Raw genomic sequence first — 22,754 nt, forward strand, 5'->3', positions numbered from 1 at the left:
AAGGAGCGAGAGCATGACGATCGAACAGCAGAGCCCGGCGTCGGTCTTCGGCACCGTGGCCGAGTTGCTGAAGGAACTGGTCGGGGACACCGACGTCCTCGGCATCGAGATCACCCCGCAGACCACCTTCCACGAGGATCTCCAGCTGGAGAGCATCGACCTGGTGACCTTCGCGAGCATCCTCGCCGAGTTCTTCGGCGCGGACGTCAACCTCGCGGAGTTCCTGGCGGAGAAGGACCTCGACGACGTGATCGGGCTCCGGGTCGGCGACATCGCCGACTACGTGGCCGCCCGCCTCGGCGAACGGGCGTAGGGCGATGCCGACGATGACCGTCAACGGGCTGCGCACCAACGTGCAGCTCGTGCCCGGCGGGGGCACGGAGACCGTGGTGTTCCTGCACGGTATGGGCACCGACAGCCTCGCGAGCTTCTACCTCACGCTCGCGCCGCCGGTCGCCGCCGCCGGGGTGGACGTGATCAGTTACGACCTGCGCGGCCACGGCAAGACCGAACGCCCCGAACGCGGGTACACGATCGGGGACTTCGTCGACGACCTCGACGACCTGCTCGACCAGCTCGACCTCGACCGGCCCGTTCACCTGGTGGGCAACAGTTTCGGCGGCACCCTCGCCTACAGCTACGCCGTGGCGAAACCGGAACGGGTGCGCAGCATCGTGTGCATCGAGTCGGAGCCCGCCACGGAACTGTGGGCGGGCAAGATGGCGCAGATCCTCGAACACACCGTGCGCTTCTTGAAGGTCGAGGAAAGCTTCGACTGGATCGAGGCCAACTACAGCGCCCATCACCGGCGGCTGGCGCGGATGGCGGCCGAGCGGATCATGTCCACGTCGATGGCCGAGGAGGTCCCGCTCGGCCCGCTGCTGACCATGGACCAGGTGGCGGGGATCGGCTGCCCGGTACTGTCCATTTTGGGCAGTCACGGCTACCAGGCCGACGACCTCACCGCGTTGACGTCCTTGCTGCCCCGCGGCGAACTGCACGTGTTCGAGGGCCAGGGCCATTCGGTGCTCGTCGAGCAGCACCGGGAAGTCCGGGAACTGCTGATCGACTGGATCTCGCGGCACGGGAGGCCACGCGGATGAAGTTCCTGCTGGTCGTCCCGCCGCTCACCGGGCACGTGGCGCCGTTGCGCGCGGTGGCCGCCGAACTGGTGGGGCGTGGCCACGACGTCGCCTGGTGCGGTCCGGAACCCACGACGTCCGAGCTGACCCGGGCGGGCCGGGTGTACGCGGCCGGGGACGCGCTGGAGTTCGCCGTCGAGCGCCGTCCCGAGGGACTGCGCGGGTTCGCGGCGCTGAAATACCTTTGGGAGCAGTATCTGGTCCCGCTCGCGGACGCGATGGTGCCCGGGGTCGAGAAGGCGGTGGCCGCGTTCCGGCCCGACGTCGTGCTTGCCGACCAGCAGGCGTTCGCGGGCGCCCTCGTGGCGAGCCGTCGGGCCCTGCCGTGGGTGACGTCGGCGTCGACGTCGACCGAACTCGGGGACCCGCTGGGCGCCCTGCCGAAGGTCGCCGCCTGGGTCGACGAGCTTCAGGAAGGCCTGCGCGCGCGGCACAAAGTGTCCTGCGGGGACCTGCGTTTCTCGCCGGAGCTCATCCTGGCCTTCACCACCGTGTCCCTGACCGGCCCGATCGCCGACGTGGGCGCGGTCCGGTTCGTCGGCCCGGCGCTGGCTCCCGCGCCCCCGGTGGGCTTCTCGTGGGACCGGCTCGACGGCCGTCCGCTCGTCCTCGCCACCCTCGGCACCGCCAACGCCGCTCTCGGCCGCCGCTTCCTGTCCGAATGCGTCGACGCCCTCGCCGGGATGCCGGAGGTCCAGGGTCTCGTCGTCGATCCCACCGGGGAACTGCTCAGCGACGAAGTGCTCGTGGTCAAACGGATCCCGCAGGCGGAAGTCGTGCGGAAGGCGGCGGCGGTGATCTGCCACGGCGGGCACAACACCGTCAGCGAGACCCTCGCTTCGGGACTGCCACTGGTGATCGCGCCGATCCGGGACGACCAGTCGATGCTGGCGCAGCAGGTCAAGGCCGCCGGCGCCGGGTTGCGGCTGCGCTTCGACCGGGTGAAGGCCCCCGACATCCGCGACACGGTCACCGAAGTGCTGACCGATCCCGCCTACGCCGCCGCGGCCGCCCGGGTACGGGCCTCGTTCGCGGCCGCCGGGGGAGTCGTGGCGGCCGCGGACCACCTGGAAGCCTTGTCGCGCTAGGCGTAACTCGCGTGATTGAAGGCGTAACTCGCAGATACGCCTTCAATCACGCGTGTTACGCCTTCAATCACGCGAGTGCGCAGTTCAGGCCACCGGGGTGACGCCTCGCGGCGACCGGAACGTCCTCGCCGCGATCCATCCGCCTGCCGCGGCCGCCAGGGCGGCGATCGCGAGCGAAATGGGGACCGACCAGCCGGAAGGACGTCCGAGGGCGAGCGCGCGGGTCGCGTCGATCGCGTAGGTCAGCGGGTTGAGCGCCGAGACCACCCGCAGCCACGCCGGCATCGTCTCCAGCGGCATGTACGCGCTGGACGAGAACATCAGCGGGAACATGACCACGAACGACGCCATCTGCAGCGTTTCGGCCTTGCGCAGCCAGGTCGTGATGGCGACGAAGATCCAGCTCAGGCACCAACCGACGACGAGCGTGAGCAAAAGGGCCGCGGTGACGCCGAAAACGCCGCCGGTCGGCCGGAAACCCAGCAGGACCACGCTGGCGAGCGCGGTCACCAGCAGTTGCACGGCGAGCCGGGCGGAATCCGAGATGGTGCGCGCCACCAGGACGGCCGAAAGGCTGATGGGCATACAGCGGAGACGTCCGGTGAATCCACTGTAGATCTCCGCGAGCAGGCCGGCTCCCGAACTCATCGCCGTCGTCATCGCGATGTTGACCAACGTCGCCGGGACGAGGAAGTTCACGTAGCCCTGGTAAGCCGCCACACCGGGCAGCGTGCTGACCCCGTTGAACACCTGGCTGAACAGCAGGAGGAGCACGATCGGTTGCAGCAGCCCGAAGAACACCAGCCGCCGGTCACCGAACGCGGTCTTCAGCGAGCGGGCGGCGAGCACCCGGACCTGGGTGGCGAACGTGCTCGGCGGCCAGGTCGACGGGTCACCCAGCACCGGCGGCGACGGCGCGCGATGCCGTGCCTCGGTCATGGCACGACCGCCGGATTCCGGTGCAGGGAAAGGTAGACGTCGTCGAGCGTCGGCTCGGCGACGGTGAGGTCCCGCATCGGTGCGCCCGCCGCGTCGAGCGCGCGCACCAGCACCGTGATGTCGGAGGGCCCGGACAGCGCGACACCGAGCACCAGCCCGGAGGCCGACGTCGTGCAGCTCATGCCGAGCCGGTGCACCGCGGCCAGTGCCCGGCGGGCGGCGAGGTCGGTGCCGAAGGTCAAGGTCGCGGTCCGTTCCCCGAGCCGGGCCTTCAGCTCCGACGGGCGCCCGGAAACGGTGACGTGCCCCAGCCCCAGCACGATGACGTGGTCCGCCAGTCTGTCCGCCTCCTCGAGGTACTGCGTGGTGAGCACGACGGTGGTCCCGCGTGCGGCGAGCCGTTCGACGCCGTCCCAGAGCCCCGCGCGGCTGAGTGGGTCGAGGCCGGTCGTCGGTTCGTCGAGGAAGAGGACGTCGGGGGAGCCGACGAGCCCGGCGGCCAGGTCGAGCCGCCGCCGCATACCGCCGGAGTACGTCCGCGCGGGCCGGTCGGCCGCGTCGTCGAGACCGAACATGGCGAGCAGCTCGGCCGCGCGGGCCCTGGCCTGACGCCGGTTCGCGCCCAGAAGCCTGGCGACGAGTTCGAGATTGCCGCGACCGGAGAGCGCGTCGTCGACCGCCGCGAACTGGCCGGTGACCCCGATCCGTCGCCGGACGTGATGGCCGGCGCGCACGACGTCGAAACCGCAGACCTTGGCGCTGCCTCCGTCCGGTTTGACGCGCGTGCTCAGGATGTCGATCAACGTCGTCTTGCCCGCGCCGTTGTGGCCGAGCACCGCGAGCACGGTGCCGCGGCCGACCCGGAGACTGACGCCGGCGAGGGCCGTCACTTCACCGTAGTGCTTGGCGAGGCCGGTCACTTCGATGGCAGCCTGCTCCATTCGCCGAACGTAGCGGGGTTTCCGGTGCGGCCGCAATGCCTAAGGCCTCGTGAGTGGCAAGGACGGTTAGAACCGTCATTACCACTCACGAGACCCAACGCAAAACAGTTACGCGCATAACAACCTTTTGCCTCCACTGACCCGCCATTCACGCATTACTTGTCCCTCCGGCATTCCGTCAGTAGCGTGCAGCACCAGTTGGCCGTTCGGCCGGACAAGTCGAAATGAGGAAGCCCGTATGTCAGTGCTGACCGGGCGCGTTCTGCGCGCCTTCCTGCTCCCGGCGGTGCTGGGGCTGGGGGCGCTTTCCTTGGCTTCCGCCTCCGCAGATCCCGCCAGGACACAGCAGACACCGGAAGCCTTCGCGCAGGAACCCGCCGTCGCGCAAGCCGGATTGACGTTCGGTTTCTACGTCGGCGACGAACAACAGCCCACGACCAGCCGCGTCGCGAAACTCGGTTCGGACATCACCTTCCCGCAGGGCCGGTTCGACGGCAAGATCCTCGGTTTCAGCGACACCTCGCCGATCACCGGCAAGCTCGCCATCCCGCCGACTTCGAGTTATTTCGTGTCCTTCCGGTTCATGCCCGCCACCGGCGATGTCGCGCTCATCCCGGACGGCGACGCGACCGGTGTGGTCGACGTGGACACCGGCGCCACAGGCGACTGCAAGGAGGTCGGCACCAACATCTGCGCGCACACCGATGTCACGAACAAGGTGTTCATCAAGCTCTCGAACGTCAAAGTGGACGGAAAGGTCCTCGACGTCGGCCCGAACTGCCGGACCGCGCAGTCGGTCGCGGTGAACATCAAAGCCTTGGTGCCGCTCGCGGTCCCCGCCCCGCCGGTGAAGGTCACGAGCACCTTCACGACACCCGGGTTCACCGGCTGCGGGGTGCGTGAGGATCTGAGCCCGTTGCTGACCGGCCTGGTGTCCGGTCCGGGAAACACCCTGGTCACCAACCTCAGGCTGCGATGCGTCGGCGATGGCCCGCCCCCCAACGGATGTGGAGCCTGACGATGGCCAATCCAGTCGCCCTGCTCGCCCGCGCGCCGGAGAAGGCCGCCGCGGGCCTGCGCGAGTTCGGCCGCATGTGCGCCATGGGGATCGACGTCGTCCTCGCGATGTTCCGCCGCCCGGTGCAGGTCCGAGAGTTCATCCAGCAGTTCTGGTTCATCGCCAGCGTTTCGATCACGCCCGCGATCCTCGTGTCGATCCCGTTCGGCGCGGTCATCTCGCTGCAACTGGGTTCGCTCACGAGCCAGATCGGCGCACAGCAGTTCAACGGCGCCGCGAGTGTCCTCGCCGTGGTGCAGCAGGCCAGCCCGATCGTGACCACGCTGATCATCGCGGGAGCGGGCGGTTCGGCGATCTGCGCGGATCTGGGCGCCCGCTCGATCCGCGAGGAGATCGACGCGATGGAGGTGCTCGGTGTCTCGCCGATCCACCGCCTGATCGTGCCCCGTGTGCAGGCGGCCATCGGCGTTTCGGTGCTGCTGAACGGTTTGGTCAGCGTCGTCGGCGTGCTCGGCGGCTACTTCTTCAACGTGATCGTGCAGGGCGGGACGCCGGGCGCGTACCTCGCGAGCTTCAACGCGCTGGCCCAGCTGCCCGACCTCGTGGTCAGCTCGATCAAGGCGTTCATCTTCGGTTTCCTCGCCGGCGTCGTCGCCGCCTACCGGGGCCTGAACCCCAAGGGCGGCCCCAAAGGCGTGGGCGACGTCGTCAACCAGTCGGTGGTGATCACGTTCCTGCTCCTGTTCTTCGTCAACACGATCCTGACCGCGCTGTACCTGCAGCTCATCCCCGCGAAGGGAACCTGATCCCGTGACCAGCGTCCCCGAACGGGCCCGCGAGGCGTTCAAACGCCCCGGCAACAGTCTTTTCGAGCTGGGCGACCAGTTGCTGTTCTACATCCGCGCGCTCGCGGCGATCCCGATGGCGGTCACCCGCTACTTCCGGGAAGTGGTGCGCCTGCTCGCCGAAGTGACCTTCGGCAGCGGGGCCCTCGCGGTGATCGGCGGCACCGTCGGCGTGATGGTCGGCCTGTGCGTGTTCACCGGGATCACGGTGGGGCTGCAGGGTTTCAGCGCGTTGAACCAGATCAACATCTCCGCGATGACCGGTTTCCTCACCGCGTACTTCAACACCCGTGAGATCGCACCGCTCTCGGCGGGGCTCGCGTTGTCCGCGACGGTCGGCGCCGGGTTCACCGCGCAGCTGGGCGCCATGCGGATCTCCGAAGAGATCGACGCGCTCGAAGTGATGGCCGTGCGCAGCATGCCGTACCTCGTCACCACCCGGATCGTGGCCGGATTCATCGCGATCATCCCGCTCTACGTGATCGGCCTGCTGATCTCCTACCTCGGCTCCCGGGTGACGACGGTCGTCTTCTTCGGACAGTCCGGCGGGACCTACGACCACTACTTCTCGCTGTTCTTACCGCCTGAAGACGTGCTGTGGTCGTTCGGCAAGGTGCTCGTCTTCAGCGTCGGCGTGATCCTCACGCACTGCTTCTACGGCTATCGCGCCGCGGGCGGCCCGGCGGGCGTCGGGGTCGCGGTCGGCCGCGCCGTGCGGACGTCGATCGTGCTGATCAGCGTGCTGGATCTCTTCCTCAGCCTGGCGATCTGGGGCGCCACCACGACCGTGAAGGTGTCCGGATGAGCACGCGCGCACGGACACAGGCGGCGGGGGTGGTCTTCCTCGTCATCCTGGTGCTGCTCGGCTGGCTCGCCGTCGCCATCTTCAACAAGGACTTCGACCGCGCGGAAGTGGTCACGCTCAAGACCGACCGGGTCGGCAACCAGCTGGCCCCGCCCGCCGAAGTCAAGGTCCGCGGCGTTCCGTTCGGCGAGGTCAGGGCGGTGCGGGGCACCTCGGAAGGCGCCGAGATCGATCTCGCCATCGACCCGGCGAAGATCGATCAGCTGCCGCGCAACGTCTCGGCGCGGTTGCTGCCGAAGACGGTGTTCGGCGAGCGCTACGTCAACCTCGTGCTCCCGGACCGGCCCGCGGGAGGCTCGCTGCGCGACGGCGACGTCATCGGCCAGGACCGGTCTTCCAACGCGATCGAGCTCGAACGCGTCCTCGGCGATCTGCTGCCCCTGTTGCGGGCGGTGCAGCCGCAGAAGCTGAACAGCTCGCTGGGCGCGATCTCGCTCGCGCTCGACAACCGCGGAAAGTCCTTGGGGGACAGCATCGTCCAGCTCAACGACCTGCTCGACCAGGTGAACCCGCTGATGCCGCAGTTCAAGGCCGACATCACCGGTCTCGCCGACGTGGCGGACCTGTACACCGGTGCCGCGCCGGACATCCTCAAGGCGCTCTCGGATCTTTCCACCACCGCGAAGACCATTGTGGACACTCGCGCGGACCTCGACAAGTTGTACGCCAGCGTCACCACCGCGAGCGGCGACATGAACAAGTTCCTGGTGCAGAACAAGGACAACATCATCGGCGTCAGCGTGAAGAGCAGGCCGACGCTCGAGCTGCTTTCGCGCTACTCACCAGAGTTCCCTTGCCTGTTCGACGCGGTGAACCGGCTCAAGCCGGTGATGGAGAAGGCGTTGGGCAAGGGCACGGGGGAGCCGGGGCTGCACGTGACGTTGTCCGTCCACGATCCGCGCGACAAGTACGTGCCGGGCCGGGACGATCCGCGGTTCGACCAGAAGGGCGGGCCGCGCTGCTACGGCGGCGGCGGGACTTCGGCGGCGGTGGCGTTCGCCGCCGATGGGGACCTCGGCCCGGCCAATTCGAAGGGGGAGCGGGGGCTGGTCGCCGAGCTGCTGGCGCCGTCGCTCGGGATGAAGCCGGCCGAGGTCCCGGACTGGAGCAGCGTGCTCGTGGGCCCGGCCTTGCGCGGTACGGAGGTGACCGTCCGATGAGGGGTGTCGCGGGGCCGGCGATCAAAGGCCTGGCCTTCTTCGTGATCACCGTGGTGGCGACCGGGATCCTGGCCATCACCATCGCCAATTCCGGGGTCGGCACGACGGTCGGGTACACCGCCAGGTTCACCGACGCCACGTCGGTCAACCCCGGCGACGAGGTCCGGATGTCCGGTGTCCGCATCGGCCAGGTGGATTCGGTCGGCGTGGTCGAGCGGCGGCTGGCGGACGTGCGGTTCTCGGTCGAGAACAAACGCCGCCTCACCGCCGGGGCCACGGTCACCATCAGGTACCGCAACCTCGTCGGCCAGCGCTATCTCTCGATCGATCCCGGCCCGGACGGGCCGGCGGTACTCGACGAGGGCGCGTTGATCCCGCCGGAACGGACACAGCCCGCATTGGATCTGACGGCGTTGTTCAACGGGTTCAAGCCGTTGTTCCAGGCGCTTTCGCCGAGCGACGTCAACCAGTTGTCGTTCGAGATCGTCCAGGTGCTGCAGGGCGAGGGGAGCACCATCGACAGCCTGCTCGAACACACCGCGTCCCTCACGAACACCCTGGCGGGCAAGGACGAGGTGATCGGCCAGGTGGTCGGGAACCTCAACACGGTGCTCGACACGCTCAACTCCCAGGGCGACCAGTTCGACAAACTCGTCGACGTCACCGCGCAGCTGGTCTCCGGGCTCGCCGGCGACGCGAAACCCATCGGTCAGGCGATCGGCGGGCTCGGCGAGCTCACCACCGCCACCGCGGATCTCCTCCAGGACGGCCGCGCGCCGTTGAAGGATAGCATCAACACCCTCGGCGACCTGTCGAAGAACCTCGCCGACAACACCCCGGTGTTCGAGCAGTTCCTGGCGAACCTGCCGAAGAAGCTGGATCGCATCGGCTCGATGGTCTCGTACGGCTCGTGGTTCAACTTCTACCTGTGTTCGGTGAAATCGGACGCGCCACCGGCCCCGGGCGGCCCACCGGTCGGTATCCCGCTGACCCAGGGACGGTGCCGGTGAAAGCGCCGAGGATCAAACCGTTCCGCAGCCGCAACCCGATCGTCGTCGGCGCCGTCACGGCGCTGCTGATGGCGGTGGCGGGCTCGGCGACCTTCTTCTCCGACGATCTCCCGCTGGTCGGCGGCGGGACCACGTACGCGGCCGAGTTCACCGAAGCCGCCGGTCTCAAACGCAACGACGAGGTCCGCGTGGCCGGGGTCAAGGTCGGCGAGGTCTCCGACGTCCTGCTGGACGGTGGCCGGGTCAAGGTCCTGTTCCGGGTCAACGACACCTGGATCGGCAACCGCACGACCGCCGCGATCAAGATCAAGACCCTGCTGGGGCAGAAGAACCTGGTCCTCGACCCGGTCGGCAACGCGGAACTGGATCCGGACGAGCCGATCCCGGTGCAGCGCACGAGTTCCCCCTACGACGTCACCACGGTGTTCAACGATCTCGCGAACACGGTGGGCGCGATCGACACCGACCAGCTGGCGAAGGCCTTCGGAACCCTGTCGGAAACGCTCGGCGCCTCCACCCCGCAGGAGGTCCGGACCGCGTTCGACGGCATCACCGCGCTGTCGAAGACGCTCGCTTCCCGTGACCAGGAGCTGGTGAAGCTGTTCGAGAACACGAACAAGGTGTCGAAGACGCTCGGGGACCGCTCTCAGCAGATCGAGGCGTTGATCCGCGACGGCAACACGCTCCTCACGGAGCTGAACGCGCGCAAGGACGCCATCGCGAAGCTGTTCAGCGGGGTGAAGAACCTGTCGATCCAGCTCAAGGGACTGGTGGCGGACAACCAGAAGACGCTCGGCCCGGCGCTCGACCAGCTCGATCGCGTCGCCACCGTGCTGCTGCGGAACCAGGACAAGCTCAACGAGAGCCTGCGGCTGGCCGGGCCCTTCTACCGCCTGCTCGGCAACGCGGTCGGCAACGGCCGCTGGATCGACACCTACATCTGCGGGCTCGTCCCGACCGGCGGCACGCCGGGCAGCTGCATGCCTTCGAGGAAGGGAGGACGCTGATGGGGCGCCACTTCACGCTGGCCGATCTCGGCGGGCAGGCCCGGCGGCGGGCCTGGGTGCGGCGGCTCGCGCTCGCCGTCGTCGCCGGGCTGCTCGTGACGGCGGCCTGGCCGCTGGTGACCAGGCAGGCCGACCGCGTCCTGACCGGGTTCTTCACCGCGACCGTCGGGGTGTACCCGAACACCGAGGTGCGGGTGCTCGGCGTCCCGATCGGCTCGGTGACCAAGGTCGAACCGCGCGGCACGAACGTCGAGGTGACCATGACGGTCCGGCCCGACGTCAAGCTGCCCGCCGACGTCGGCGCCGTCGTGATCACGCCGAGCCTGGTCGCCGACCGGTACGTGCAGCTCACCCCGGTGTATGTCGGCGGGCCGGAACTGGGCGCCGACGGGCGGATCCCGCCCGAGCGCACCGTCACCCCGGTGGAGGTCGACGAACTCCTGGGCAGCCTCAACCAGCTGATGACCGCGCTGGGGCCGAAGGGCGCCAACCGGGACGGCGCGGTCAGCGACGTCCTGACCAAGGCCGCGGCCTACCTCGACGGCAACGGCGGCAAACTCGGCGAGGCGATCAAGAACCTCGGCGAGTTCGCCAGGACCGCGAGCGATTCCAAGGACGACCTGTTCACCTCGGTCGACAACATCAGCAAGTTCACCGCGATGCTCGCGTCGAACGACGACAAGGTGAAACAGGCGATCCAGCAGATCTCCTCGCTCAGCAAGATCCTGGCCGATCAGCGGGACCAGTTCTCCGGCGCGATGACCGAACTCACCGAAGCGCTCAGCGTGGTGCAGGGCTTTATCAAGGACAACCGGGGCAAGGTGAAGTCCGATGTGGACAAACTCGCCGAGATCACCAAGATGCTCAGTCAGCAGAAGGCGTCGCTGAGCGAAGCGCTCGACGCCGCGCCGAACGCGCTGGCGAACGTGCTCGGCGCGTACAACCAGGGCGCGGGAACGCTGGACGGCCGCGGGAACCTCACCGAATTCTCGGGGGCGAAATGAAAACCCGGCTTGCTGCCGTCCTGGTCCTAGTGCTGGCCGCCACCGGTTGCAGCGGCGGTGTCGACGTCTACGACATCCCGCTGCCTGGCGGGGCCGCGCTGGGCGAGCGCCCGATCCACGTGACGGCGAGCTTCACGAACGTGCTGGATCTCGTGCCGCAGTCCGGGGTGAAGGTCAACGACGTCCCGGTCGGCCAGGTGCGGACCGTCGAGCTGGCGCCGGACGGCCGCAGCGCGGTGGTCGGCCTGCTCGTCAACGGGGACGTGAACCTGCCCGCCAACTCCGTCGCGCGGCTGCGGCAGGCGAGCATCCTCGGCGAGAAGTTCGTCGAGCTCGCGCCGCCGCCCGAGGGGACGCCGAGCGGGCGGCTGGTCGACGGCGCGGTGATCCCGCTGGCCAGTTCTTCGCTGACCCCGGAGATCGAGGAGGTGTTCGGCGCGCTGTCCCTGCTGCTCAACGGTGGTGGAGTCGCGCAGGTGCAGAACATCACCCGTGAACTCAACGACGCGCTCGGCGGCAAGGAGAGCGCGGCACGCAGTCTTCTGTCCAATTTGGACAAGTTCGTGCGCGGACTGGACGAGCACAAGGCCGAGATCACCCGCGCCATCGAGAGCGTCAACAAGCTCGCGGCGACGCTGAACGCGAACACCGAGGAGATCAAGGCGACGCTGAACGGGCTCACCCCCGGGATCGAAGTGCTGAACCAGCAGCGTCAGGCCCTGGTCGGGATGCTCAAGTCGCTGGACGGGCTCACCTCGGTCGCGGTCGACACGGTGAACCGCAGCAAGGACGATCTCGTCGCCGACCTCAAGGCGCTCGAACCACTGCTGCGGAAACTGGCCGATTCCGGGGACAAGCTGCCGAAGGCGATGGAGATGATCTTCACCTTCCCGTTCCCCGACGCCGCGCTCGAGGCCATCCGCGGGGACTACCTGAACACGTTCCTGACCTTCAAGAACAGTGGTGGCCGCTGATGCTGACCAAGTTCGTCCGAGTGCAGCTGGTGGTCTTCGTGACCATCGCGGTCCTCGGCGTCGCGTATGTCGGCGCCACGTACGCGGGCCTGGACAAGCTGGTGCTCGATCGCGGGTACACCGTCAAAGTGCGGCTCGCCACCGGCGGCGGCATCTTCAGCAACGCCGAAGTCACCTATCGCGGCGTGCCGATCGGCCGGGTCGGCGAACTACGGCTGACGGCCTCCGGGATGGAGGCCGACCTCGAACTCGAGCCAGGTGGCCCGGAAGTGCCCGCGGACACCGAAGCCGTGGTCGCCAACCGATCCGCCGTCGGCGAGCAGTACGTCGATCTGCGGCCCCGGCGCGGCGACGGCGCCATGCTGCAGGACGGTTCGGTGATCAGCGAGGCGGACACGAAGATCCCGCTGCCGGTGGACATCGTCCTGTCCAGTGTGGACTCTTTCGCCAATTCGGTGCCGAAGCCCGCCCTGCGGACCGTGGTCGACGAGTTGTACAAGGCGACGTCCGACGCAGGCCCGGCGCTGGACCAGCTCGTCGGGCGGGGGATCGAGTTCGTGCAGGAGGCGAGCGCGCATGTCGGCCCGTTGACCAGGTTGGTGACCGACGCGCAGACCGTGCTCGACACCCAAGTCTCGCAAGCGGACGCGATCCGCTCATTCGGTGCCAACGCCAAACTGCTCGCCGCGACGTTGAAGAGCTCCGACGGCGATCTGCGGCGGTTGATCCCGGCCGTCCCCGCGGCCGCGAACGAGGTCAGCACCCTCCTGCGGGAGAGCGGCCCGAGTCTCGGCATCCTGCTGGCCAACCTGCTGACCACCGCGGACGTACTGGAAACGCGTCAGGACGGCATCGAGCAGCTGCTGGTCACGGCGCCGAAAGCGGTCGCCGCGGGGCACGCGATCATGGGACCGGACGGCGCGCGCGTCGGCCTCTCGCTGACGTTCTTCGATCCGCCTCCGTGCGTCACCGGTTACGGGACCGCTTACCGCGACGGACTCGACACGTCGCCGCGTCCGCTGAACACCGCGGCGCGCTGTGCCCTGCCCAAGGGCAACCCCACGAACGTGCGCGGCTCGCAGAACGTGCCGGGAAGGTGAAGGCCATGACTCGAATCGCCGCGTTCCTCGCCGCGGTCGCCACGGCTGCGGCGGCTTGGTTCGGTTATTCATGGTGGGACGCGAGCCACGACGACGGCGTCGCACGCGCGACGGTCCGCGAGGAGGCCTTGCAGGTGGGAAGGCAGGCCGTCGCCGCTCTGACCACTTTGGACTACCGGCAGGCGGAGCAGGGCTACCAGAACTGGCTGAACCTGTCCGGCGGCGCGTTGCACGAAGAACTGGCACGCGACCGGGAAGGCGGGCTCGGCCGGATCGGCCAGGCGAAGACCGTCACCACCGGCCGGGTCGTCGACGCCGCGGTGACCGAAGTGGACAGTGGCGGTGGAACGGCCGAGGTGATCGCTTCGGTCGAACTCGAGGTGCGGCCCGAAGGCGGGGAAGCGGTGACCAAGCACAACCGGTTCCGCGCCGGCCTGAACCGGACACCGGACGGGTGGCGGGTCACGTCGCTCGGCCAGGTGCCGGTGACCGACACCGGAAAGCCCTGACGGAGGACGGGATGACCACGAAACGAGCCGTCAAACCGGCACGGCGTGCGGTGAAGGTCGCCGGGAAGATGGGCGGCGGCACAAAGGTTCTCGAACCCGCGGAAGTCTCGGAGGAGGCCCCGGTCGATGCTCCCGTCGTCGCTCCGGTGCGGCGGCGGGGTGCGCTGGTGTTCGGCGCGGTCGCGCTGGTGATGGCGGGCCTTGCGGGGTGGTTCGCCATCGAGGCGCGGGACGCCACGGCGGTGCTGGCGCACAACACGGCGCTGACCGACGTCGCCACCACCGCGGAGGTGAGCGACCAGATCGGCAAGGCGCTCGGCACGGTCTTCTCCTACCGCTACGACGACCCCGCCAAGAGCGAGAAAGCCGCGAAAGAGGTCCTCACCGGGCTGGCGCTGGGGCAGTACGACCAGCTGTTCGCGCAGGTCCGTGGGCTCGCGGCGGAGCAGAAGTTGGTCGTGACCTCGACCGCGGTGGTCTCGGGGGTGAAGGTCCTCGACGGGGACCGGGCGTCGCTGTTGGTGTTCCTGGACCAGACCGGCGTGCGCGGGGACGGGCAACGCAGTACGGGTGCGGCTCAGCTGAGCGTCAGCGCCGAACGTTCCGAGGGTAGGTGGCGGGTGACCGCCCTGGCGGCTGCCTGACTTGGTTCGGAAGTACATGAAGGCCCCCTTCCTTGCGCCAGGCGCAAGGAAGGGGGCCTTCATGTACTTCGGGTCCTGTTGGGTGCCGGGCCTGCCGGAGGGGTTGCGAAAGCCACTTTCGCAACCTTCAACGTTGCGAAAGTGGCTTTCGCAACGTCGGCCGCGGCCGGGCCCACGACAGTCCGGCGACCATGTCGCGAAAGCCACTTTCGCGACGTCTGATGTCCCGAAAGTGGCTTTCGCGACACCACCCGCGCGCTCCTAAGGCCCCGGTCGCGCGTGAAGGCCCCCTTCCCTCGGCTCAGCCGAGGGAAGGGGGCCTTCACGCGCAAAGCCTCAAGAAGGGGCGGCCCGCAGGGCCAGGATCATCTCGAACCGCCGCTCGGGATCCCGCAGCCCGTCCGAGAACAGCGCCTCGAGTTCCTGGGCGCGGGATCGGACGGTCTGCGGGTGCACCGCCAGCCGTTCCGCCACCTCGCGGACGTTCCCGCAGGTCTCCAGCCACGCCAGCAAAGTCCCCGCCAGCCGCGAATGCTGCTTCCCGGTCAACCCGGACAGCGGCCCGAGGCGTTCCCGGACGAGTTCGGCGGCCAGGAACGGTTCCTTGAGCAGCCACAGACGCGAAAGATGGTCGACGCACCACGTCACGGGTTCGTCGGCGAGCGCGCCGGAGTCGACGAGCCGCAATGCCTCGCGTGCGGCCCGCAGCGAACGTGCCGCGAAAACGGGCGGGACGGCGGGGCCGATCGCGGCCCGCCAGCCGGTCAGTTCCTCGGCGAATCGGTCTCGTTCGTCCGGTTCCGGGGCAGGGAGCAGGAGACAGGGGGAGGTGCTCTCGAAGTCGGCCAGCGCGCTCGGCGCGGCTGTCGGTGCTTCGTCCGACGGCCGGTCGAGAGCGACGGCGACGAGCAGCTCCGGTAGTTGCCAGCGGGCAAGGTCGGCGGCGTGTTTGACGACCTCGGGCGGCGACGGCGGCTCGGCGAGCAGGAGTTCCATCAAGCGGTGCCGCCGGCGCTCCAGTGCGCCGGCGGCCTTTTCCCGTGCCTCCGCGTGACCCTCGACCGAGAGCGCCGACAATTCGTCGATGTAGGCGAAGATGGCTTCCGCGAGCAGGCACAGCGTCGCGGAAGGCACCCCCGCGCGACGCCCGATCTCGGCCATCCGGCGCCAGGTCACCCTGGCGCCCACTCGGTAGGCCGCCTGGAGGACGTCGACGTTGCGGCCCTGATGGAACTCCTGGACACCCAGGCTGACGAACACGCTCCGCCGGTCCTCCGCCGGGGCCTCGGGGTTTCCGAGGCGCTCGAGGAATTGCACGAACGCCATCTGTACGCCGGTCTTGAGCGCCTTCCCGAACGCGCCGTCCAGTGGCCGCGCGTACTCGGGGATGGTCCGCTGGATCTCCCGGACCACCTCCCCGGCCGTATCGGCCAGCCCTGGCCGGAACACGGCCGCCAGCTCTCTCGGCAACAGCGCCCAGAGCTGGACCGGGCGCCCGCTCGACCCACCCGGCCGGGCGGGCGTGAGCAGCGGACCGTACGTCGCCTCGACCCCGCTGCGGGCGTCCTGCGGTCGGGTCACCTCGTCACCTCGTTGTGAGTGGGAAACGCTGATCTGTCAGTCCTCCGCGAGCAAGGCCTCCGCGCGCAGGGCGATCTCCATGTCGAGCCGGTCGTCGGCGTTGTTCAACCGGTCGCCGAAGAGATCGATGAGCTGGTGCATGCGGTACCGGACGGTCTGGGGGTGGACCTTGAGTTTCTTCGCGATCTCCGGAGCGCTGCCCCGGGATTGCAGCCAGATCAGCAACGTTTCGCCGAGCCGCGCCCGCTGTTTGGGGGTGAGGTCGTCGAACGGGGCGAGGCTGCGCGTGCACAGTTCACGGACCAGGAACTCGTCCGCGAGCAGCCACAGGGTGGAGAGGTGATCGCTGTACCGCGTGACCGGATTGTCCGGAAGAACACCACGCTGGACCAGCCGCAGCGTGCGGCGGGCCCACATCAGGGAACGCGGCGCTTCGGTGAGCCGCACGGCCGGGCCGATCACCGCGCGCCAGCCGGGGAGCCGTTCGGCGAGATCCTTCAGGTGCTTGTCCGGGTCGCCGGTGACCAGGCAGGGTTTGGGGCCTTCGAAGTCGACGAGGACGTCGGCGTCCAGGTCGGCGCTGTCGGGGTCCAGCGGGCCGAGCCGTCGCTCCAGTGCGACGACCGTGATCTCGGTGGGCAGCGCCCACTGCGCGTTGGCGGCGTGGGACGCGATGGACTGCGGTGAGGACGGGGGATCGGAGAGCATCAGTTCGAGCAGCCTGCGCCTGCGTCTGGCCCTGGTGCCCGCAGCCCGCTCCTGCGCGGCCGTGTAGCCCTCGATGGACAGTGCGGAAATCTCGTCCACGTAAGCGAAAATCGCTTCGGCCGCGGTGCACAGGAGATCGGCGTCCGCTCCGATCGCCTGCCCGAATTCCGAAACATGACGCCACGCGACGCGGCCGCCGACCCGGTAGGCCGTCTGGAGACAGTCGAGGCTGCGGCCCTCGTTGAATTCGACCTTGCCGAGGTTCCGGAACACCGCCGACCATTTGTCGAGCGCCGTCGTCCCCTGACCGATGGTGTCGAGGCAGTGCAGGATCGCCTGCCGGATACCCTGCGTGATGATCTGTCCGAACGCGCCTTCCAACGGCTGCGCGTACTCGGGGACGGCTCGTTGCACCTCCTGAAGGATGGCTCGTGCCAAGGGGTCGGCCCGCGGCCGGAACCGCTCGCCAAGGTCTCTGGGCAGTGACGCCCACAGTCCATTCGCACCGGTGCTGCGCACAGGTCGGTTCTCCACTGGGGTTCTCGGTGTCGGCGTGAAGGCGCGCGGTCGCTGGACCGGACCCGGTGGCTGGCGGAGCGGGGTGGCGGGGTGACGCACGCCGGGTTCGGGCCGTGCGGTCCGCAGATCGTGCCGCGAGAATCCGGTATCCAAGTCGGTCATGTTTTTATCCTTGTTAGCAACAAAATCAGCCTCTTCAACGGTGAAGCCGATCCAGATTTTGTGGCTCACGCAACATAAAATCCGGCCGAGAGGACTGTCAACGGCTGGCGGGGGCTTGATCGGCCACCTGGATGGACTACACCCGAACGGGTGGTCCGATCCGATGGTGAGTGACATTTAGGCAGGCCTGAGATGGCGTCCGGATGACAATTTTTCCGGGACGTTTTCGGGCGCTTCCGCCGCCTCGCTGGCGCGGATGAGCACCTCGACGACCTCGTCCAGGGTCAACCGGGCCGGCGCGGTCCCGGTGAGGAAGCGTTCGAGCTCGTCACCGAACCGGGCCGGGTCGGCCACATGTGGAAAGTGTTTCACATTTTCGAACACCGTCAATCGGCTGGCCGGCAGCACTTCGGCGGTCGCGCGGCCGTGGGCGACCGGGATGAGCGGGTCGCGCGCGCCCCAGACGACGAGGGTGGGCACCTCCCGGGCGAGATAGAGCTTGTCGATCGCGCTCGCGCGCTGACCCCTGAGGTCGATCAGGCTGCGCGCGATGGATAAGAATGCCCGCCGCCTGCCCGGGGCGGCCAGTGACGCGAAGTGACGGATCAGCTCCCGGGTCTCGGGAGAGAGCTTTCCACCGAACGAGCGGCAGGCGGCGGCGATCCCGCGGGCGATCGCGACGGTGGCCGGGTTGACCGCGAGGGTGAGTGTCGCGTTGGCCCCCGGCAGCGCCGTCGCGCGCAGTACCGGGGACACCTGCGGGCCGAGCCCGCCGCTGTCCACGAGCACCAGCCGGGCGCACATCTCGGGGAACTGGTAGGCGAACTGCATCGCGATCCCGCCGCCGAGGGAGTGCCCGACGATGGTCGCGTGCCGGTTCCGGGTCAACGCGAGGACGTCGCGGACCACGCTGGCCATCGCGCCGAGGCCGTAGTCGGCCCGAGGTGCGGCCGAATCACCGTGGCCCGGCAGATCGGGAGCGAGGACGTGGCGCCCGAACCCGGTCCGCTCGAAGTGGTCGAGCAGCGGGACCCAGGTCTCGCTGCTGCCCGAGATACCGTGCAGCAGGACGAGCGGTTCTCCTGTGGTGTCCTTTGTGGACGGAACGTATTCCCGTAGCCGGATTTCCCGACCGTGCAGGGTCAGTGTGCGCGCTTCGAGGGCCATGTCCCGCCTTTCCGTTGTCAGGCGTCAAAATAACGTGGAGAACGCCGCGTCCGTCAGCGTGTCGCCGGACACGTCCGGCAATTGCGACCCGGGTGACAAGAATTCCGGTGCCGACCCCGAGGCGGATGCCAAAACCGTGCGGGCGAGGCAATTGCGCATCGACATTTTCCCACCGTCCCGGTATTCAGGAAAGCGTCGGTAAACACCCGTAACGACGGAGAGCGCGATGGCCTGCCGGGCGGACTTCCACGTCGATCAGCCGAGGGCGAAGCGTGCCCGCCGCGGCCTCCGCTGGGTGCTCCCCACCGTGCGGCCACCGGAACGGCGGGTCCGGCGCGTCAGCTCTTTGGCGTCCCTTCGTCGCGGCGGTGGGCGCGCATGAGCCGCTGCGCGCGGAGCGCGAGTTGCATGTTCAGCCGGTCGTCGGCGTCCTTGAGGCGGTCGCCGAACAGGTCCTCCAGTTGACGGAGGCGGTTCCGCACGGTCTGCGGATGCACGCCGAGCCGCTGGGCGATCTCCGGCGCGCCGCCGCGCGTTTCCAGCCACGCCAGCAGGGTTTCACTGAGCCGCTCCTGCTGCTTCCCGCTCAGCGAGGTGAACGGGTCGAGGCTCTGCTTGGCGAGTTCGGCACCGAGAAAGTCCTCGGCGAGCAGCCATAGCGTGGCGAGGTGATCCCGGCACCAGATGATCGGGCCGTGCGCGTCCTCGCTGTTCAGCAGTAGCGCGCGGCGGGCGGTGCGGAGGGCGGCCGGAGCGTCGACGAGCGGTACGACGGGGGAGACCGCCACCCGCCAGCCGTCCAGCGCGTCCTTCAGCGGGGCGAGATCGGTGTCCGGATCCGCGGTGAGCAGGTACGGCTCGGCCGTGTCGACGTCGGCCAGCACGGTGGTGTCCAGGAGATGGACGGGGAAGGCGGGCGCGCCGGGAGCGCGCTGGAGCGCGACCATGGCCGCGGCCCCCGGAACCCGCCAGCCGGCGCCGTCGGCCAGGCTGGTGATGCTGCACGAGGACCCTTCCGGCGCCTGAGAGATCAATTCGAGCAGACGTCGTCGCCGGAGCGGGATCGCGCCCGCCGCCCTGGCTTCCGCCTCCTGGTACCCCTCGATCGTCGTGGCGCACAGTTCGTCGACGTAGACGAAGACGGATTCGGCCGCGAGCGCGATGACGTCGAGACCGACGCCGAGCCCGCGCACGATGGGCCGCATCGCCCGCCATGCCGCCCGCGCGCCGATGGTCACGCTGTCGTGCAACGGTTCCAGGCTGCGCCCCTCGGTGAATTCGATCCGCCCGCGCATGCGGTAGAAGTCGATCCAGCGGTCGTGGGACACGTCCGGATCGCCGATGCACTCGACGTAGTGCCGCACCGCCCGTTCGCAGGAGACGACCAGGACGCGGCCGAAGACCCCGCGCAGCGGCTGCGCATACGCGGTGACCGAACGCTGCACCTGCTTGACCATGGCGGCCGCGGCGTGACCGGTATACGGACGCAGTTCTTCGCCGAGCGAACGCGGCAGCGCCGCCAGCATGCCGAAACCGCGGTACTCGACCACCAAGACCACCCTTTGATTTTTCTCGAACCAGGGAAGGAAAACATGAATCCGTTTGCGTAACCACGCCGGATCGACGGGAACGGTGCGGGGCCGTTTGTACTGGATCGGCGGACGGCCTGTACCCCGAATGTGACGTTGAATTTGCGACGAAAAGTCGCGGTGCTCAGCGAGGTGACAACGAGCGGGTGTTTCGATGTGACGTCTTTTGACACGGATGTGTCGGCGGTTCTACGCTCCGTGCATTCGAGTGCGCCGGTGGCGCGCGGACGAAAGGGAATGGGTGCCCGAAATCGTCGGCCTACTTCACAGCGGGGGATCGCACACGTGAGCTGGCAGCCCGTTGGCGTGTTGTGGGAACGCCTGCCGAGGGAACTCGGTGACGCCATCCGTCCGCGGATCCCGGCCATCGCCCGGCACTGTGTCGAAGGCGTGGTGTCCGAGGTGGGCGAATGCGCCGAAGTGTTCAGCGACGGCGAGGCCCGTGCCGCGGCCGTCGAGCTGACCAGGCGCGGTATCGAACGCGCCATCGACCGGGTCGGTGTCCCCGAACTCCTGCAGAACGACCTCCTGGCGGATTTCCGCGCGCAGGGCCGGATCGCGTTCCAGCAAGGACTCAGCCGGGAGGCCGCGCAGGCGGCGTTCCGGGTCTCGAGCCGGGTGCTGTGGCGTTCGATCGCCGCGATCGGCCGCCAGCTCCAGCTGCCCGGCGACGTCCTCTATGGCGCGGCGGAATGCCTGTTCGGTGACGTCGTCGAGGTGACGATGGCGCTGACGGACGGGTACAACGCCGCCCAAGCCGAGGCGACGGGGCCCGCGGAGCAGCGGGCCAGGCTGTTCCGGCTGCTGACCGGTGGCTCCGGGTACAGCCAGGCCGACGCCGGCGCGCTCGCCGTCGCCATCGGCTGGCGGATCCCCGAACGGATCACCGCGGTCGTCTTCACCGCGGCGCCCGGTGCGCCCTCGTTCCCGCCGGGCCTGTTGCCCTCGGGGGTTCCGGTGGATCTGGTCTCCGACGCGCCCGGCGCGCTCGTGGCCTGTCCGGAAGCCGACCTCGGCGGCCTGCGGGAACTGCCGTCCGGCTGGTCGGCGACGGTCGGGGTGTCCGTCCCGGTCGCGCAGGCCGCCGAGTCGTTCCGGATCGCGCGGCGCGCGTCCGAACTCACCCAGCGGGGCATGATCACGACGGTCGGCCCGGTGCTGTGGTGCGAGGAACACATCACCACATTGCTCTTGCTCGCCGACGAGTTCCTGCTCGACCGGCTGGCCGGAGAGGCGCTCGAACCGTTGTCGGGGCTGGCGCCGCGCCAGCACGACGAACTGGCGGCGACCCTGCTCACCCAGGTGCAGACGCGGGGGAGCGCACCCGAGATCGCCCGCAGGCTCGCCGTGCATCCGCAGACGGTGCGGGCGCGGCTGCGGCGGCTCACGGAGCTGTTCGGCGAACGGCTGGAAGATCCGGATCAGCGGCTGCGGATCGAACTGGCGCTGCGTGCGGAGCGGCTGCGCCCAGCCGACGTGTGACGGCGCGCGAGCCGGATCAGCTCGCGCGCCGTCGTCCACAAAGGTCAGCAGTTCGACGTCGCCGGGGCGCCCGCGACCCGATCCTTGAGGAAGGCGAGCACGTCGGCGTTGCCGGTGTAGACCGCGGTGATGTGGTCGGTGTCGAAGGTCTTCCAGGTCGTCTTGACTCCGGCGGTGCAGTAGGCCTTGTGCAGCGCCTCGGCCTGCGCGAACTGCACGAGTTGGTCCTGGGTGGCGTGATAGAGGAACACCGGGACCTTCGGCGGAGTGCCGCCGAGCTTGTTCTCGTTGAGCCGCTTCACCCATTCCGGCCGCACATACCCGGCGCTGGTCGTGTAATCGGCGATCTTCTGGTTCGCGTAGGTGGTGAGCAGCTCGAACGTGCACGCGCTCTTCTGCATCTCCGCCAGTTTCACGCGGCCGTTGTCGCTGAGGAACGAGTCCAGTTTCAGCTCGGGGTAGGCAAGGTCGAGGCCGATCAGGGCGTAGGCGAAGACGCCGAAACCGGACTTCCCGTCGAGTTGCAGGGTGACCTGGACGAGGTCCGCGGGCACACCGCCGGCGGCGACGCCGACGAGGTTCAGCTCCGGCGCGTAGGCCGGTTGCAGTTCGCCCGCCCAGGCTGCCGCCCCACCGCCCTGCGAGTACCCGCGGAAGAGCACCTTGGCGTCGGTGGACAGGTTCGCCTCCGGCAGACGTTGCGCGGCGCGGACCGCGTCGATCATCGCCGGTCCTTCCGAACGCCCGACCACGTACGTCGTCTTCGGGTCCTGGCGATAGCCCTCGTAGTCGGTGAGCGCGACGGCGAATCCGGCGTCGAGCGCGTCGTCGAGGCCGGACTGCTCGTAGAAGGCGCCGATGTCGATCATCTTCGACGGCGTGCAGTGGAACGCCGGACCGTGCGTACCGGCGCCGAACGAGACGATCGGCGCCTTCGCCGGGTCCACGTTCTTCGGGACCAGCACGGTCCCGGTCACCGCGTCCGGCCGTCCGAGGGCGTCGGTCGACAGGTACATCACCTGCCACGCGTTGACGGAATCCTTACGCGGACCGGCTTTCGACACACGCGACCGGATGATGTCACCCGGTTTGCCCGCCGGGAGCGGGGACGGCGGGGTGTAGAACGAGTCGTCGGACGCCACCGGGGCGGCGGAACTCGCCGGGCTCCCGCTCAGCACGGTCAGGAGACCGGCGGACAGGACGATCGCCAGTGCGACGGCGAGCGTCCGGCGGGACGGGCGGGGGAACGGGGTCGGCACGGCCGGGCCTCCAGGGCGGATGGGCTGGGTGAGGGGCAGGT

The 22,754-nt window shown here is 68.8% G+C and carries 22 protein-coding genes; 15 read left to right on the plus strand and 7 right to left on the minus strand.

Annotated features, from left to right (window positions below; genetic code table 11):
* Positions 1 to 13 precede the first annotated feature (13 nt).
* From DMH01_RS35520 to DMH01_RS35530, 3 genes are read left to right on the plus strand one after another with little or no spacing between them, the layout of a single operon-like run.
* A complete protein-coding gene (locus tag DMH01_RS35520) occupies positions 14 to 313 on the plus strand; it encodes a phosphopantetheine-binding protein (RefSeq protein WP_034316630.1) in 300 nt (99 codons plus the stop codon).
* A 4-nt stretch (positions 314 to 317) separates the two neighbouring features.
* Entirely contained in the window at positions 318 to 1,103 is a 786-nt protein-coding gene (locus DMH01_RS35525) for an alpha/beta fold hydrolase (protein WP_034316627.1), read from the plus strand.
* The gene (locus DMH01_RS35530) at positions 1,100 to 2,230 is read left to right on the plus strand and encodes a glycosyltransferase (RefSeq protein ID WP_125682701.1); all 1,131 of its coding nucleotides are present in this window, start codon (positions 1,100 to 1,102) and stop codon (positions 2,228 to 2,230) included. The genes DMH01_RS35525 and DMH01_RS35530 overlap by 4 nt, the downstream gene beginning before the upstream one ends.
* 84 nt (positions 2,231 to 2,314) lie before the next feature.
* On the opposite strand, the gene DMH01_RS35535 is transcribed toward DMH01_RS35530, so the two are convergent.
* Entirely contained in the window at positions 2,315 to 3,169 is an 855-nt protein-coding gene (locus DMH01_RS35535; protein ID WP_125682703.1) for an ABC transporter permease, read from the minus strand.
* Positions 3,166 to 4,110 carry an ATP-binding cassette domain-containing protein gene (locus DMH01_RS35540; RefSeq protein WP_125682705.1) on the minus strand — a complete coding sequence of 315 codons (945 nt, stop codon included), beginning with the start codon at positions 4,108 to 4,110 and terminating at the stop codon, positions 3,166 to 3,168. Before DMH01_RS35540 ends, DMH01_RS35535 begins: the two co-directional genes overlap by 4 nt.
* 238 nt (positions 4,111 to 4,348) lie before the next feature.
* Between DMH01_RS35540 and DMH01_RS35545 the strand changes: the two genes are divergently transcribed.
* The 11 genes from DMH01_RS35545 to DMH01_RS35595 are packed head-to-tail and all read left to right on the plus strand — an operon-like array spanning position 4,349 to position 14,246.
* A complete protein-coding gene (locus tag DMH01_RS35545) occupies positions 4,349 to 5,128 on the plus strand; it encodes a hypothetical protein (protein ID WP_125682707.1) in 780 nt (259 codons plus the stop codon).
* 2 nt (positions 5,129 to 5,130) lie between these two features.
* Positions 5,131 to 5,934 carry an ABC transporter permease gene (locus DMH01_RS35550; protein WP_034315133.1) on the plus strand — a complete coding sequence of 268 codons (804 nt, stop codon included), beginning with the start codon at positions 5,131 to 5,133 and terminating at the stop codon, positions 5,932 to 5,934.
* A gap of 4 nt (positions 5,935 to 5,938) precedes the next feature.
* Positions 5,939 to 6,778, plus strand: a complete 840-nt coding sequence (locus DMH01_RS35555; protein ID WP_007033208.1) for an ABC transporter permease — start codon at positions 5,939 to 5,941, stop codon at positions 6,776 to 6,778.
* Positions 6,775 to 7,998 carry an MCE family protein gene (locus tag DMH01_RS35560; protein ID WP_125682709.1) on the plus strand — a complete coding sequence of 408 codons (1,224 nt, stop codon included), beginning with the start codon at positions 6,775 to 6,777 and terminating at the stop codon, positions 7,996 to 7,998. Before DMH01_RS35555 ends, DMH01_RS35560 begins: the two co-directional genes overlap by 4 nt.
* Positions 7,995 to 9,008 (plus strand): MCE family protein, encoded by a 1,014-nt coding sequence (locus DMH01_RS35565; RefSeq protein WP_125682711.1) that lies wholly within the window; start codon positions 7,995 to 7,997, stop codon positions 9,006 to 9,008. Before DMH01_RS35560 ends, DMH01_RS35565 begins: the two co-directional genes overlap by 4 nt.
* Complete coding sequence (locus DMH01_RS35570; RefSeq protein ID WP_233621790.1) at positions 9,005 to 10,015, plus strand: MCE family protein; 1,011 nt, start codon at positions 9,005 to 9,007, stop codon at positions 10,013 to 10,015. Before DMH01_RS35565 ends, DMH01_RS35570 begins: the two co-directional genes overlap by 4 nt.
* Positions 10,015 to 11,019, plus strand: coding sequence for an MCE family protein (locus DMH01_RS35575; protein WP_125682713.1), 1,005 nt, complete (start codon positions 10,015 to 10,017; stop codon positions 11,017 to 11,019). Before DMH01_RS35570 ends, DMH01_RS35575 begins: the two co-directional genes overlap by 1 nt.
* Positions 11,016 to 11,993, plus strand: a complete 978-nt coding sequence (locus tag DMH01_RS35580; protein ID WP_125682715.1) for an MCE family protein — start codon at positions 11,016 to 11,018, stop codon at positions 11,991 to 11,993. Before DMH01_RS35575 ends, DMH01_RS35580 begins: the two co-directional genes overlap by 4 nt.
* Positions 11,993 to 13,093 (plus strand): MCE family protein, encoded by a 1,101-nt coding sequence (locus DMH01_RS35585; protein ID WP_125682716.1) that lies wholly within the window; start codon positions 11,993 to 11,995, stop codon positions 13,091 to 13,093. Before DMH01_RS35580 ends, DMH01_RS35585 begins: the two co-directional genes overlap by 1 nt.
* A 5-nt stretch (positions 13,094 to 13,098) precedes the next feature.
* The gene (locus DMH01_RS35590; RefSeq protein WP_125682718.1) at positions 13,099 to 13,602 is read left to right on the plus strand and encodes a hypothetical protein; all 504 of its coding nucleotides are present in this window, start codon (positions 13,099 to 13,101) and stop codon (positions 13,600 to 13,602) included.
* Positions 13,603 to 13,613: 11 nt separating this feature from the next.
* Positions 13,614 to 14,246, plus strand: coding sequence for a hypothetical protein (locus tag DMH01_RS35595; protein ID WP_125682720.1), 633 nt, complete (start codon positions 13,614 to 13,616; stop codon positions 14,244 to 14,246).
* Positions 14,247 to 14,582: 336 nt separating this feature from the next.
* Here the strand turns inward: DMH01_RS35595 and DMH01_RS35600 are convergent, their stop codons facing one another.
* From DMH01_RS35600 to DMH01_RS35615, 4 genes are all read right to left on the minus strand, one after another.
* A complete protein-coding gene (locus DMH01_RS35600; protein WP_125682722.1) occupies positions 14,583 to 15,827 on the minus strand; it encodes a CdaR family transcriptional regulator in 1,245 nt (414 codons plus the stop codon).
* A 36-nt stretch (positions 15,828 to 15,863) separates the two neighbouring features.
* Positions 15,864 to 17,054, minus strand: coding sequence for a helix-turn-helix domain-containing protein (locus DMH01_RS35605; protein ID WP_199745766.1), 1,191 nt, complete (start codon positions 17,052 to 17,054; stop codon positions 15,864 to 15,866).
* 339 nt (positions 17,055 to 17,393) lie between these two features.
* A complete protein-coding gene (locus DMH01_RS35610) occupies positions 17,394 to 18,383 on the minus strand; it encodes an alpha/beta fold hydrolase (protein ID WP_125682725.1) in 990 nt (329 codons plus the stop codon).
* A 338-nt stretch (positions 18,384 to 18,721) separates the two neighbouring features.
* Positions 18,722 to 19,942 carry a helix-turn-helix domain-containing protein gene (locus tag DMH01_RS35615; protein WP_125682727.1) on the minus strand — a complete coding sequence of 407 codons (1,221 nt, stop codon included), beginning with the start codon at positions 19,940 to 19,942 and terminating at the stop codon, positions 18,722 to 18,724.
* 315 nt (positions 19,943 to 20,257) lie between these two features.
* Here DMH01_RS35615 and DMH01_RS35620 point away from each other — a divergent pair, with 315 nt between their 5' ends.
* Entirely contained in the window at positions 20,258 to 21,454 is a 1,197-nt protein-coding gene (locus tag DMH01_RS35620; RefSeq protein WP_125682729.1) for a helix-turn-helix domain-containing protein, read from the plus strand.
* A 44-nt stretch (positions 21,455 to 21,498) separates the two neighbouring features.
* Here DMH01_RS35620 and DMH01_RS35625 read toward each other — a convergent pair whose 3' ends face one another.
* Positions 21,499 to 22,713: a lipase family protein gene (locus tag DMH01_RS35625; RefSeq protein ID WP_125682731.1), complete on the minus strand. Its 1,215-nt coding sequence runs from the start codon at positions 22,711 to 22,713 to the stop codon at positions 21,499 to 21,501.
* Between the last annotated feature and the right edge of the window lie 41 nt (positions 22,714 to 22,754).

Origin of the sequence: Amycolatopsis sp. WAC 04182 (assembly GCF_003947465.1) — a bacterium.
In the GTDB taxonomy this organism is placed as follows: Bacteria; Actinomycetota; Actinomycetes; order Mycobacteriales; family Pseudonocardiaceae; genus Amycolatopsis.

What these genes read in the sequence shown, in the direction of transcription:
- DMH01_RS35520 (WP_034316630.1), top strand. Translation starts at nt 14, where the DNA reads ATGACGATCGAACAGCAGAGCCCGGCGTCGGTCTTCGGCACCGTGGCC.
- DMH01_RS35525 (WP_034316627.1), top strand. Translation starts at nt 318, where the DNA reads ATGCCGACGATGACCGTCAACGGGCTGCGCACCAACGTGCAGCTCGTG.
- DMH01_RS35530 (WP_125682701.1), top strand. Translation starts at nt 1,100, where the DNA reads ATGAAGTTCCTGCTGGTCGTCCCGCCGCTCACCGGGCACGTGGCGCCG.
- DMH01_RS35535 (WP_125682703.1), bottom strand. Translation starts at nt 3,169, where the DNA reads ATGACCGAGGCACGGCATCGCGCGCCGTCGCCGCCGGTGCTGGGTGAC.
- DMH01_RS35540 (WP_125682705.1), bottom strand. Translation starts at nt 4,110, where the DNA reads ATGGAGCAGGCTGCCATCGAAGTGACCGGCCTCGCCAAGCACTACGGT.
- DMH01_RS35545 (WP_125682707.1), top strand. Translation starts at nt 4,349, where the DNA reads ATGTCAGTGCTGACCGGGCGCGTTCTGCGCGCCTTCCTGCTCCCGGCG.
- DMH01_RS35550 (WP_034315133.1), top strand. Translation starts at nt 5,131, where the DNA reads ATGGCCAATCCAGTCGCCCTGCTCGCCCGCGCGCCGGAGAAGGCCGCC.
- DMH01_RS35560 (WP_125682709.1), top strand. Translation starts at nt 6,775, where the DNA reads ATGAGCACGCGCGCACGGACACAGGCGGCGGGGGTGGTCTTCCTCGTC.
- DMH01_RS35565 (WP_125682711.1), top strand. Translation starts at nt 7,995, where the DNA reads ATGAGGGGTGTCGCGGGGCCGGCGATCAAAGGCCTGGCCTTCTTCGTG.
- DMH01_RS35575 (WP_125682713.1), top strand. Translation starts at nt 10,015, where the DNA reads ATGGGGCGCCACTTCACGCTGGCCGATCTCGGCGGGCAGGCCCGGCGG.
- DMH01_RS35580 (WP_125682715.1), top strand. Translation starts at nt 11,016, where the DNA reads ATGAAAACCCGGCTTGCTGCCGTCCTGGTCCTAGTGCTGGCCGCCACC.
- DMH01_RS35585 (WP_125682716.1), top strand. Translation starts at nt 11,993, where the DNA reads ATGCTGACCAAGTTCGTCCGAGTGCAGCTGGTGGTCTTCGTGACCATC.
- DMH01_RS35590 (WP_125682718.1), top strand. Translation starts at nt 13,099, where the DNA reads ATGACTCGAATCGCCGCGTTCCTCGCCGCGGTCGCCACGGCTGCGGCG.
- DMH01_RS35595 (WP_125682720.1), top strand. Translation starts at nt 13,614, where the DNA reads ATGACCACGAAACGAGCCGTCAAACCGGCACGGCGTGCGGTGAAGGTC.
- DMH01_RS35610 (WP_125682725.1), bottom strand. Translation starts at nt 18,383, where the DNA reads ATGGCCCTCGAAGCGCGCACACTGACCCTGCACGGTCGGGAAATCCGG.